This is a genomic window from Micromonospora sp. RTBAU3-60 (assembly GCF_054963695.1).
In genome coordinates this window covers 17,139-29,268 of sequence record NZ_JBUEGB010000008.1, presented here as the reverse complement: position 1 = coordinate 29,268, position 12,130 = coordinate 17,139, and the positions used below count along the sequence as shown (strand labels likewise).

The 12,130-nt window shown below is 72.9% G+C and carries 11 protein-coding genes; 4 read left to right on the top strand and 7 right to left on the bottom strand.

The window, feature by feature from the left end; genetic code table 11:
- Window positions 1-9 precede the first annotated feature (9 nt).
- Window positions 10-600 carry a PadR family transcriptional regulator gene (locus ACY34I_RS10425; RefSeq protein ID WP_462754415.1) on the top strand — a complete coding sequence of 197 codons (591 nt, stop codon included), beginning with the start codon at window positions 10-12 and terminating at the stop codon, window positions 598-600.
- 60 nt (window positions 601-660) lie between these two features.
- Here ACY34I_RS10425 and ACY34I_RS10420 read toward each other — a convergent pair whose 3' ends face one another.
- Window positions 661-1,482 carry a class I SAM-dependent methyltransferase gene (locus ACY34I_RS10420; protein ID WP_462754414.1) on the bottom strand — a complete coding sequence of 274 codons (822 nt, stop codon included), beginning with the start codon at window positions 1,480-1,482 and terminating at the stop codon, window positions 661-663.
- Window positions 1,483-1,611: 129 nt separating this feature from the next.
- On the opposite strand from ACY34I_RS10420, the gene ACY34I_RS10415 reads away from it, so the two are divergent.
- Window positions 1,612-2,298: a winged helix-turn-helix transcriptional regulator gene (locus ACY34I_RS10415; protein WP_462754412.1), complete on the top strand. Its 687-nt coding sequence runs from the start codon at window positions 1,612-1,614 to the stop codon at window positions 2,296-2,298.
- 57 nt (window positions 2,299-2,355) lie between these two features.
- On the opposite strand, the gene ispG is transcribed toward ACY34I_RS10415, so the two are convergent.
- The 6 genes from ispG to ACY34I_RS10385 all read right to left on the bottom strand — a co-directional run bounded on the left by ispG (window position 2,356) and on the right by ACY34I_RS10385 (window position 9,581).
- Entirely contained in the window at window positions 2,356-3,528 is a 1,173-nt protein-coding gene (gene ispG, locus ACY34I_RS10410) for a flavodoxin-dependent (E)-4-hydroxy-3-methylbut-2-enyl-diphosphate synthase (RefSeq protein ID WP_462754411.1), read from the bottom strand.
- Window positions 3,529-3,537: 9 nt separating this feature from the next.
- On the bottom strand, window positions 3,538-4,779 hold the full coding sequence (locus tag ACY34I_RS10405; RefSeq protein WP_462754410.1) for a M50 family metallopeptidase: 1,242 nt from the start codon (window positions 4,777-4,779) through the stop codon (window positions 3,538-3,540).
- The gene (gene dxr / locus ACY34I_RS10400) at window positions 4,779-5,990 is read right to left on the bottom strand and encodes a 1-deoxy-D-xylulose-5-phosphate reductoisomerase (RefSeq protein WP_462754408.1); all 1,212 of its coding nucleotides are present in this window, start codon (window positions 5,988-5,990) and stop codon (window positions 4,779-4,781) included. Before dxr ends, ACY34I_RS10405 begins: the two co-directional genes overlap by 1 nt.
- A gap of 43 nt (window positions 5,991-6,033) precedes the next feature.
- Entirely contained in the window at window positions 6,034-6,699 is a 666-nt protein-coding gene (locus ACY34I_RS10395) for a Uma2 family endonuclease (RefSeq protein WP_462754406.1), read from the bottom strand.
- A 159-nt stretch (window positions 6,700-6,858) separates the two neighbouring features.
- Window positions 6,859-7,404 (bottom strand): GNAT family N-acetyltransferase, encoded by a 546-nt coding sequence (locus ACY34I_RS10390; RefSeq protein ID WP_462754404.1) that lies wholly within the window; start codon window positions 7,402-7,404, stop codon window positions 6,859-6,861.
- Entirely contained in the window at window positions 7,401-9,581 is a 2,181-nt protein-coding gene (locus ACY34I_RS10385; RefSeq protein WP_462754402.1) for an MMPL family transporter, read from the bottom strand. The genes ACY34I_RS10390 and ACY34I_RS10385 overlap by 4 nt, the downstream gene beginning before the upstream one ends.
- A gap of 110 nt (window positions 9,582-9,691) precedes the next feature.
- Here ACY34I_RS10385 and ACY34I_RS10380 point away from each other — a divergent pair, with 110 nt between their 5' ends.
- Window positions 9,692-10,429: a TetR/AcrR family transcriptional regulator gene (locus ACY34I_RS10380; protein WP_462754401.1), complete on the top strand. Its 738-nt coding sequence runs from the start codon at window positions 9,692-9,694 to the stop codon at window positions 10,427-10,429.
- Between the two features lie 91 nt (window positions 10,430-10,520).
- Window positions 10,521-12,128 carry a phytoene desaturase family protein gene (locus ACY34I_RS10375; RefSeq protein WP_462754399.1) on the top strand — a complete coding sequence of 536 codons (1,608 nt, stop codon included), beginning with the start codon at window positions 10,521-10,523 and terminating at the stop codon, window positions 12,126-12,128.
- The last annotated feature ends 2 nt before the right edge of the window (window positions 12,129-12,130 follow it).

The window sequence follows — 12,130 nt, the reverse complement described above, 5'->3', positions numbered from 1 at the left end:
GAGAGCCCGATGGGTTTCCACCGACGAATGCACGCCATGCACGACGAGATGCGCCAACGCGGCTTCGGCTTCCCGCCGGTCCCGCCCGGCCCGCCGCCGTTCCCGCCCGGGCCGCACGGCCACGGGCACGGCCGGGGCGGACGGGGCCGCGGGCGCGGACGCCGGCCCAACGTGCGCGGCGCCGTGCTCGCCCTGCTCACCGAGCGGCCGATGCACGGCTACGAGATGATCCAGGAGATCGATTCCCGGACCGGCGGCGCGTGGCGGCCCAGCCCCGGTTCGATCTACCCCACCCTGCAACTGCTGGAGGACGAGGGCGTGATCACCGCCGCCGCCGACTCCGACGGCGGCCGGAAGCGGTTCACCCTCACCGAGCAGGGGCGGGAGGAGGCGGCCGGGGCGGCGCAGACCCCGCCCTGGGCGCAGTTCGCCGAGACGACCGTCAACAGCTGGCACGACATCCGCGACGCCGGCCAGCAGGCCATGCACGCGCTGCGTCAGGTGATGATGACCGGCACCGACGACCAGCGGGAACGCGCCGCGCAGGTGCTCGACGAGACCCGCCGCAAGCTGTACGCCATCCTCGCCGAGTCCGAGTGAGCCCGATGCGCGTCCGCCGGCCGGGGTGGCCACGGGACCGCCACCCCGGCCGGTGGGCCGTCAGCCCGCCCGGCGCGCGGTGACCAGCAGGTACTCCCACCGCATCACCCCGCCCTCGGTGTGCCGCCGGGCGAGTTCGGCGAGGTCGCGGTCCAGGGCGGCGACCCGCTCCGGGTCCCCGGCGATCGCCCGGTACACCGCGATCGTCGGCCCGTAGTGGGCCTTGAAGTAGTCGCGGAACTCCTCGGGGGCGGCGAACCGGTCCACGGTGACCGCCTGGTGCCGCAGCACCAGGTCGGTGACCCGGTCGCCGAGCAGGGCGCGGACGTGGTCCTCGTCGCCCCACAGCGGCGGCGGCTGCGCGCCGGGCGGCGGCGGGGGCGCGTACGGCTTCATGGTGACGAACAGCTGCCCGATGAAGCCTTCGGGTGTCCAGTTGACCAGGCCGATCGTGCCGCCCGCCCGGCAGACGCGGACCAGTTCGTCGGCGCCGGCCTGGTGCCGGGGCGCGAACATCACGCCCACACAGGACAGCACCCGGTCGAACTCGCCGTCGGCGTACGGCAGCGCCTCGGCGTCGGCCTGCTGCCATTCCAGCGTCACGCCGCGCCGCGCGGCGACCGCCCGCCCGATCTCCAACAGCTCCGGGGTCAGGTCACTGGCCACCACGCTGGCCCCGGCCAGGGCCGCCGGAACGGCCGCGTTGCCGGTCCCGGCCGCCACGTCCAGCACTCGGTCGCCGGGGCCCACGCCGGCCGCCCGGACCAGGGTCTCCCCCAGCTCGGGGATGACCTCGGCGGCGACCGTGGCGTAGCTGCCGAGCGCCCACATCTGCCGGTGCCCGGCCTTCACGGCCCGGTCCCGCTCCATCGATTCGATCATGGCTGCTCCTCTGCCTCGTCCCTCTGAGCTGGACGGTAGGCAGTGGGAGACCGGTGCCCTAGTACGAGATGTGTACCGGTCCCGACAGGTTCCTGGTCCGGCCGCCGGGCCCGGCGTACCGTCCCCGCCATGGGGGCCTCCTACCACCAGTTCTGCCCCGTCGCGAAGGCCATGGAGCTGCTCGACGAGCGGTGGACGCTGCTCGTGATCCGGGAGCTGGTGAGCGGGTCCGAGCGCTTCAACGAGCTGCGCCGGGGCCTGCCGCGGATGTCGCCGACCCTGCTGTCCCGGCGGCTGCACCAGCTCGTCCGGGCCGGCGTCGTGGAGCGGCACGTCGACGGCGGCGACGTGCGCTACGTCCCGACCCAGGCGGGACGCGAGCTGCGGCCGGTGCTTGAGGCTCTCGGCGCCTGGGGCGTGCGCTGGATCGGTGAGCTGGGCGACGCGGACCTGGACCCGAAGCTGCTGCTGTGGGACATGCACCGGCACGTCGACCACGCGGCCGTGCCGGCGGGGCGGACGGTCGTGCACTTCCGCTTCCGGGACGTGCCCACGGACCTGCGGGCCTGGTGGCTGGTAATCGCCGCCGGCGAGGCCGACGTCTGCGACGTGGACCCCGGGCACGAGGTGTCCGTGACGGTGACCGCGAGCCTGCGCGCCCTGGTGCAGGTCTGGCTGGGCGACCTGGGCTGGCCCGAGGCGCTGCGTACCGGCGCGGTGCAGGTGGCCGGGCCGGTGGCGCTCCGCCGGGCCCTGCCCCGGTGGTTCACCCTCTCCGAGTTCGCCGCCGTCCCCCGGCCGGTGGCGCGGGCCTGAGACGACGCGTGTGGCCGCCCCGGCGGGGACGGCCGCACGTCGTCGGCGATGCGGTGGTCAGTGCACGGTGACCGTGGCGCCGGGCACCAGGTCCCGCAGCTCCTCGGGGATCTCGGCGCCCATCTCGTCGGCGAGCCGCAGCGCCTCCTCGATCAGCGTCTCCACGATCTGCCCCTCGGGGACGGTCTTGATGACCTGGCCCTTGACGAAGATCTGGCCCTTGCCGTTGCCGGAGGCGACGCCGAGGTCGGCCTCGCGGGCCTCGCCCGGACCGTTCACCACGCAGCCCATGACCGCGACGCGCAGCGGCACCGGCAGACCCTCCAGGCCGGCGGTGACCTCCTCGGCCAGCTTGTAGACGTCGACCTGGGCCCGGCCGCAGGACGGGCAGGAGACGATCTCCAGGCCCCGCTCGCGCAGGCCCAGCGACTCCAGGATCGCGGCGCCGACCTTGATCTCCTCCACCGGCGGGGCGGAGAGCGAGACCCGGATGGTGTCGCCGATGCCCTCGGCCAGCAGCGCGCCGAACGCGACCGCCGACTTGATGGTGCCCTGGAACGCCGGGCCGGCCTCGGTGACGCCCAGGTGCAGCGGGTAGTCGCACTTCTCGGCGAGCTGCCGGTAGGCCCGGATCATCACCACCGGGTCGTTGTGCTTGACCGAGATCTTGATGTCCCGGAAGCCGTGCTCCTCGAAGAGCGAGCACTCCCAGAGCGCGGACTCGACCAGCGCCTCGGCGGTGGCCTTGCCGTACTTGGCGAGGAGCCGCTTGTCCAGCGAGCCGGCGTTCACGCCGATCCGGATCGGCACGCCCGCGTCGCCGGCGGCCTTGGCGATCTCCTTGACCTTGTCGTCGAACTGCCGGATGTTGCCCGGGTTCACCCGCACCGCCGCGCAGCCGGCGTCGATCGCGGCGAAGACGTACTTCGGCTGGAAGTGGATGTCGGCGATCACCGGGATCTGCGACTTCTTCGCGATCGCCGGCAGCGCCTCGACGTCGTCCTGGGACGGCACGGCGACCCGGACGATCTGGCAGCCGGCCGCGGTGAGCTCGGCGATCTGCTGCAGCGTCGCGTTGACGTCGGCGGTCAGGGTGGTGGTCATCGACTGCACGGAGACCGGCGCGCCCCCACCCACCGGCACCGGGCCGACCATGATCTGGCGGCTGGCCCGACGCGGGGCGAGCGGCGGCGGCGGTACGGGCGGCATACCGAGACTGACAGCGGTCACTTCAGGCACTCACCTTGAGAAGAGCGTGATCGGGTTGAAGATGTCCGCGGTGACGGTCAGCAGCGTGAACGCGCCACCGATGAGGATCACCGCGTACGTGATGGGCATGAGCTTGAGGTAGTCGACGCGACCCGGGTCGGGGCGGCCCAGCCCGGCGAAGATCCACGACCGGACCCGCTCGAACCAGGCGATGATGATGTGGCCGCCGTCCAGCGGCAGCAACGGCAGCAGGTTGAACACGCCGATGAAGAAGTTCAGGCCGATGAAGAGGCTGACGAACAGCTCCCAGGCGTCGTGCTGCACCGCCTCACCACCGAGCCGGGTGGCGCCGACGACGCTGATCGGGGTGTCGACGTCCCGCTCGCCGCCGGTGACCGCGGTCCACAGGGCCGGCACCTTCTCCGGGATCCGCTTCATCGACTCGAACGTGCCGACGGCGAGGTCGCCCGTGTAGTGGGCGGTCTCCCCGATCGCGTCGACCGGGCCGTACTTGACCATGAGCGGGACGCCCGGCGGCGGCACCGGACCGGCGACGCCGAGCGCGGAGACGGTCACCGGGGCGGCGTCCGGCTTGTCGATCGGGGTGCGCTGCACGGCGGCCAGGTCGGCCTTGGTCTCGCCGGTCACCCCGTCCCGCTCGTACGTGATGGTGGCCGGGCCGACCGGCAGCTCACGGATCTTCTTGACCAGGTCGGCGTAGGTCGGCACGGCCGTCCCGTTCACCGCGACGATCCGGTCGTTGTCCCGCAGGCCGGCCTGCCGGGCCGGGCTGGCCGGGTCACCGGGCTTGCACTCGCGCTGCTCGTTCGCGGTGACCACACAGTCGGTGACCTTGACATACGCCGCGAGGGGCTTGCCCTGCAGCGCCGGGTTCGGCAGGCCCATGAAGATCGCCGCGAGCCAGATCGCGACCAGCGCCAGCGCGAAATGGGTGATGGAGCCTGCGGACATGACGATCGTCCGCTTCCACACCGGGTACCGCCACATGGCGCGCGGCTGGTCGGCCGGCTCGACGTCGTCGTCCTGCGGGGTCATCCCGACGATCTTGCAGAAGCCGCCGAGCGGAATGCCCTTGACGCCGTACTCGGTCTCGCCCCGCTTGAACGACCACAGCGTCGGGCCGAAGCCCACGAAGTATCGGGTGACCTTCATCCCGAATGCCTTGGCGGTGAGCATGTGCCCCGCCTCGTGCAGGCTCACCGAGATGAGGATCGCGAGGGCGAAGAGCACCATCCCGAGCAGGTATGCCATCAAGCTCCTTCCACCGACCCGAAGATGATCTCCTGGGCGTACCCCCGTGCCCACGACTCGGCGGCGAGCACGTCCTCGACGGTACCTGGTTCGGCGAAATCGGGAGCGTCCTCCAGCACACGCTGGAGGGTGTCGACGATGCCGAGAAACGGCAGCCGCCCGGCGACGAACGCCGCCACACACTCCTCGTTCGCCGCGTTGTAGATCGCCGGCCGGCAGCGCCCGGCCTGCCCGGCCGCCTTGGCCAGGGCGACCGCCGGGAAGGCGGCGTCGTCGAGCGGGAAGAACTCCCAGCTGTGCGCCCTGGTCCAGTCGACCGCGGCGGCGGCGCCGGGCACCCGGTCCGGCCAGCCCAGGCCGAGCGCGATGGGCAGCCGCATGTCCGGTGGGCTGGCCTGGGCGAGGGTGGAACCGTCGGTGAACTCGACCATCGAGTGGATCACCGACTGCGGGTGCACCATCACCTCGATGTCGGCGTACGGCACGTCGAACAGCTCGTGCGCCTCGATCACCTCCAGGGCCTTGTTGACCATGGTGGCGGAGTTGATCGTGACGACCGGGCCCATGTTCCAGGTCGGGTGGGCCAGGGCCTGCTCCGGCGTGACCTCGGTCAGCTCGTCCCGCCGCCGGCCCCGGAACGGCCCGCCGCTGGCGGTCACCACGAGCCGGCGTACCTCACCCCGGGTGCCGCCGCGCAGGCACTGCGCCAGCGCCGAGTGCTCCGAGTCCACCGGGACGATCTGCCCCGGCCGCCGCACCGCGGCCTTCACCAGCGGGCCGCCGGCCACCAGCGACTCCTTGTTGGCCAGCGCGAGGGTACGCCCGGCGCGCAGCGCGGCCAGGGTCGGCGCGAGCCCGAGCGAGCCGACCACCCCGTTGAGCACCACGTCGCAGGGCCACCCGGCCAGCTCGGCCATCGCGTCCGGGCCGGCCACGATCTTGGGCAGCTTGAAGTCGCCGGTGGCCCAGCCGCGCCGGCTGGCCTCGGTGTAGAAGGCGAGCTGGAGGTCCTGGGCGGCGGACGCCTTCGCCACGCCGACCACCTCGACGCCCAACTCCAGGGCCTGCGCGGCGAGCAGGTCCACGTTGCCGCCACCGGCGCCGAGTGCGACCACCCGGAACCGGTCCGGGTTGCGTCGGACGATGTCGATGGCCTGGGTACCGATCGAGCCGGTCGAGCCGAGCAGAACGAGGTCGCGGGGAGAGCTCACCCGCCCATTCTTCCCCAGCGCCGCTGAGCGTCGGCTGGGAGCCTCAGTTTGCGTCGTCCGGTCCCTCGACCGGGGACTCCTCGCCCTCGATCGGGGACTCCTCGTCGAGGAGATCGGCCGGATCGACCGAGAACTCGAACGGCTGCTTCATGACGAAGGTGCTGCCGGCCGCGGCGGCGGCGAGCGGACGGTACTCCCCCTCCACCAGCTCATAGAGCGCCATCGCGGGGACCCGGTTACGCAGGTCGACTCGGAGGAAGAAGGGCACACCGGCGGCGGCATACTCGCGGGGACGGTCGATCACGTCCTTGCGCCGGTTGCCCGGAGACACGATTTCACCGAGGAGCACCGCCTGCCGGATGTCGACAGCGGACCGGCCACCGCCGGAGGACCGGAGCAGCGCGATGTCCGGAATGAAGAGGTCCTTGCCCGAGACCAGGTTGATCTCCGGATAGACCCACAGCCCGGCCCTGCGGGCGGCCCGGTGCAGCAGGTAGGGCAGTTCACGCTCGACCGACTGGTGGTCGACTCCGGCGTGTGGTGTCACGATCACGCTTCCGCTCAGGACCTCGACCTTGGGGCCGTTGGTCTCCGGCAACAGCGCGAGAGCGAGTTGGGCGGTCCACGGCTCGTCGTGCCAGCGCAGCACGTCGAACGACGGCTCGCCGTGCTGCGGCGCCGGCTCCGAGGCGAAAGCGGCCTGGGCCATCGGACTCACCCCCTCAGCGGACATCGTGCTACCCATCACCCTAGTCGCGCCGCCCCGCACCCGGCCGGATCGCACAGCCTGTGCGCCAGCAGTTTCCAGGGCACCGGCGGGCGTACTGATGTTGGCGCGACATGTGACGCGGCCTGCGCGAGAAGCCGCTCAGTCCGGCCGGCGGAGCACGAAGGTCTCCAGGTCGACGCCGCCGTACCAGTCGGTGCGGACGCCGAGGTAGGTCATGCCGAGCCGGCGGGCCACCGCCATCGACGGTTCGTTGCCCGCCATCACCACCGCGTAGACCTGCCGGGTGCCGGTGGCGAACTCCCGGTCCAGCACGGCCCGGGCCGCCTCGGTGGCGTAGCCGTGGCCCTGCGAGTCGGGGTGCAGGTGCCAGCCCACCTCGATGTCGTCGGTCGGCGTGACCCCGTCCCGCCCGGGCAGCGGTTTCAACAGGACGCTGCCGGCCGCCCGGCCGGCGTCGCGCGGTTCGATCGCCCAAATCCCCCATCGGCCCGCGTACTCGTTGTAGCGCTCCCGCCAGCCGCGTACCCGCTCCGCCGCCTCGGCCGGGTCGGTCATCCGCCCCTTGCCCCCGCCCAGCCAGCGCATCACCTCGTCCCGCGAGTAGATGTCGTAGATCCGGGCCAGGTCGTCGGGCGCGTCGGTCCAGTCACGGACCACCAGCCGGTCGGTCGAGGCGATCATCATGCCGAGGCATCGTAATGCGCGCGGGCGAGGACCGGGACGGGCTCCGCCGCCTCGTGGATGCCGTAGCGGCGGTGGATCCGGGCCAGCGGGCCGGGCGCCCACCAGTTCCAGCGGCCGAGCAGACGCATGGTGGCCGGCACCAGCAGGGCCCGGACCAGGGTCGCGTCGACCACGATCGCGACGATCATGCCGACCCCGATCAGCTTGATGTACGACATGCCGCCGGTGGTGAAGCCGGCCACCACGATGATCAGCAGCAGCGCGGCGGCGGTGATGATCCGCCCGGTGCGCTGGAGGCCGCTGGCGACCGCGGTCGTGTTGTCGCCCGTGCGGTCCCACTCCTCCCGGACGCGGGAGAGCAGGAACACCTCGTAGTCGGTGGCCAGCCCGAAGAGCACCGCGAGCATGAGGATCGGGTTGCTCGGCTCGATGAAGCCGGTCGGGGTGAAGCCGAGCAGGTCGGCCAGGTGGCCGTCCTGGAAGATCCAGACCACCACGCCGAACGACGCGCCGATCGAGAGCAGGTTCATCAGCACCGCCTTGACCGGCAGCACCACGGAGCCGAAGGCGAGGAAGAGCAGCACCAGCGTGGCGGCGGCCATCAGCAGCGCCATCCAGGGCAGCCGGTCGCCGAGGCTGTCCAGCAGGTCCCGGTCGGCGCCGGGCCGCCCGCCGACCAGCACCTCGGCCCCGGCCGGGCCGGGCAGGTCGCGCAGGTCGCGGACCACCCGCTGGGCGGTGTCGCCGGTCGGCTCACCGGGGTAGCTCACCGAGAGCAGCGTGCTCTGCCCCCGCTGGGCGGCGACCTGCACCCCGGTCACCCCGGGCACCGCCGCGATCCGGTCGGCGAAGCCGCGCGCCGCCTCGGCCGGCGCCCCGGAGACCAGCACGTCGATCGGGGCGACCTGGCCGCCGGGGAACTCGGCGGCGATCCGTTCGGAGACCACCCGGGGCGCGGCGTCCGCCGGCAGCACCCGTTCGTCGAAGCCGCCGAAGGTGATCCGCAGGAACGGCGTGGCCAGCACGGCCAGCACCACCGCGACCCCGACCAGGTAGCGCACCGGGCGGCGCATCACGCTCCGCGCGATCCGGGCCCAGGCGCCGCCCGCGCCGGCCTCCGCCGGCCCGGCGCGCCGCGCCCCGCGCCACCTCGGCCGGGGTACGCGCACCGCGTCGATCCGGCGCCCGAGCACCGCGAGCAGGGCCGGCAGCACGGTCAACGCGGCCAGCATGGCGACCAGGACGGCGGCCACGCCACCGAGCCCCATCGAGCGGAGGAAGGCCTGCGGGAAGATCAGCAGGCTGGCCAGGGCCAGGGCGACGGTGAGCCCGGAGACCAGCACCGTCCGGCCGGCGGTGGCCATGGTGCGGTGGATCGCCTCGCCGGTGTCGTGCCCGGTGGCAAGTTCCTCGCGGAACCGGCTGACCACGAAGAGGGCGTAGTCGACGGCCATGCCGAGACCGATCAGCGTGATGATGTTGATGGCGAAGATCGACACGTCGGTGAACAGGTTGACCAGGCGTACCGCGACGAAGGCGCCCAGGATGGCCAGCCCGCCGATGAGCAGCGGGGTGGTGGCGGCGACCAGTCCGCCGAAGATCAGCACGAGGAGCACCAGCAGCACCGGCATGGACAGTGTCTCGGCGCGGGTGATGTCCTCGGTGGTCTGCGTGTTGGCGTAGTGCTGGAAGGCGACCGCGCCGCCGACCTCGGTACGCAGCCCGGGTGCGTCCAGTGCGGAGCGCAGCGTCTCGAACTGCCCGGCCCGCGCGTCGTCGTCCGCCCCGGTGAGCCGGATGAGGGCGTAGGTGGCCCGCCGGTCGGTGGCGACCAGCGCCGGGGCGGGGCTGTCGTACCAGGTGGTCACGCTGGTCACCTCGGGCCGCCCGCGTAACCCGGCCACCGTGGCGTTGACCGGGTCGCGGAAGGCCGGCTGGTCGACCGTGGCCGTGTCGCTGGACCAGAGCACGATCACGTCGGCGCCCTGCCGGCCCAGTTCGCTGGTGATCCGCGCGGCGGTCCGGCTGGTCTCGCTGGCCGGGTCCTCGAAACCGCCCCCGGTCAGCTCGCCGAAGACCCCGGCACCCCAGGTGGAGCCGACCACCACGAGCGCCGCGGCGGCGGTCAGCACCGCCCACCGAGCGCGTACGACCACCCGCCCCCACCAGGCGAACATCGCCTTCCCCCTCACCAAACCGTTAAGGTCGTATCCGGTAAGCACGCATCATTTGAGTGAACGCCGTTTACTATGTCAACGGCGTTCGCTCCGGTCAAGGGGGCTGACGGATGACCGCACCCACCCGGCGGGAACGCCTGCGTACGGCGACCCTGTCCGAGATCAAGGACGGGGCACGGCGACTGCTGGTGACCGGCGGGATCGAGGCGGTCTCGCTGCGGGCGATCGCCCGGGACATGGGCATGACCGCCCCGGCGATCTACCGGTACTTCCCCAGCCTCGAAGCGCTGGTCGTCGGGCTCGCCGGTGACCTGTACGACGAGCTGCGCCAGGAGGTCGAGGCGGCCCGGGACAGGTCCGGTCCCGACCCGGCCGGGCAGCTCCTCGAGATGTGCCGAGCCCTGCGGCGCTGGGCCGTGGGGCACCCCGCCGAGTTCACCCTGATCTTCGGCAACCCGGTCCCCGGGATGATCGAGTTCGCCGACGGGTGCGGCGACCCGGACCACCCCGGGGCGCGCCTCGGCGCGGTCTTCCTCACCCCGTTCGTGGAACTCACCCGGGGCAGGCCGCTGCCCACCCCACCGGCGGAGCTGCTCCAGGAACGGCTCGGCGGGCACCTCGCCCCGCTGGCGGCCAACCACGGCCCGCTGCCGATCGACGTCGCGTACGCCTTCCTGTCCGCCTGGACCCGGCTCTACGGCCTGGTCGCCATGGAGGTCTTCGGCCACCTCGGCTGGGCGGTCGACGAGCCGGAGGCGCTCTTCGAGACCGAGTTGATCAGCCAGCTCCGGCAGTTCCGCCCGACCGAACCCGGCGACGCCCTCCCCGAGGGAGGCGCGCGCCACTAGGCTGCCCGAGCATGAGCGAGCGCAGCGAGCGAATCATCTGGCGCAGTGCCGTGGAGCCTCATGCGGCCACCGAGCGGAGCGAGGCGGCCGCATGAGCGAGAGTGAGCTGCCGTCCCGCGCCGACGTCGTCGTGGTCGGCTCCGGGCACAACGGTCTGGTCTCGGCCATCCTGCTGGCCCGCGCCGGCCTCGACGTGCTGGTTCTGGAGGCGGCCGAGGTGATCGGCGGGGCCACCCGGACGGAGAGCCCGTTCCCCAAGGTGCCCGGCCTGCGCCACTCCACCGGCTCGTACCTGCTTGGGTTGATGCCGCCGGAGCTGCTCGCCACGCTCGACGTCAGCATCCCGGTGCTGCGCCGCGACCCGCACTACTTCCTGCCCACCCCGGGCGGGCTCGGCGCGCCGTACCTCCTCTTCGGCAGCGACGCCGCGGCGAGCCGGCGGCAGCTCGCGGAGATGTTCTCCCCCGCCGACGCGGCCGCCGACGACGCGCTCCAGGCCGAGCTGGCCCAGCTCCGCGAGGACCTGGCGCCGGCCTGGCTGACCGAGCCGCTACCGGTGGAGGAGACCGCCGAGCGGTACGTCCGACCGGCCCTGCGGCAGGTCTTCGTCGACCTGGTCCGCGGCTCGGTCGCCGACTACCTGGCCCGCTTCGACTTCCGCTCCGAGCTGCTGGTCAGCATGTACGCGGTCACCGACGGCCTCTCCGGCCTCAACGCCGGCCCGGACGACGCCGGCACCGGACACAACTTCCTGGTGCACAACATGTGCCGGCTGCCCGGCTCGGGTGGCACCTGGATGATCGCCCAGGGCGGCATGGGCACCGTCTCCCGGACCTTCGCCGAGGCCGCCCGCGCCGCCGGGGCCCGCATCCGGACCGGTACGCCGGTCACCGGGATCACGCTGGCCGGCGGCGCGGCGTCCGGGGTGGTGCTCGCCGACGGGCGGGAGGTGGCCGCCTCGGTGGTGCTCGGGGCCTGCGACCCGTACCGGTTGATTCAGCTGCTGCCCGACGGCGCGCTCCCGGCGCCGCTGGCCGCGCGGATGGCGGCGGTCCGCCGTCCCGGCACCACGCTCAAGCTCAACCTGGCGCTGCGCGGCCTGCCCCGGTTCTCCTGCCTGCCGACCGACGCGCCCAGCCCGTTCGGCTCCACCATCCACCTGCTCCCCGGCTCGGCCTCGCTGGTCGGCCAGGGCGGCGAGTCGCCGATGGCCGCGCTGCGCGCCATGTGGGCGGACGTGCAGGCCGGGCGGCTGCCGGAGGAGCCGACCATCGAGTGGTACCTGCACACCACGGTCGACCCGTCGCTGGCCGACGACGCCGGGCACCACTCCTCGGCCCTGTTCGTGCAGTCGGTCCCGTACGAGCTGGCCGGCACTACCTGGGACGAGGCGCTGCCCGGTTACGTCGACAAGCTGGTGGCGGTCTGCGAGCGGTACGCGCCCGGCACCGGCGACCTGATCGCCGACGCGGTGCCGCTGCCCCCGCCCGGCATCGAGGCGCACTTCGGCATCACCGGCGGTCACATCCACCACGTCGACAACACCGTCTCGTTCACCGACCGGATGCCGTACGCCACCGGCGTTGACGGGGTGTACGCGGGCAGTGCTGGCTGCCACCCCGCCGGCAGCGTGATCGGCGCAGCCGGCCACAACGCCGCCCAGCGCATCCTCGCCGACCTGGGCAGGCACCCAGACTGAGG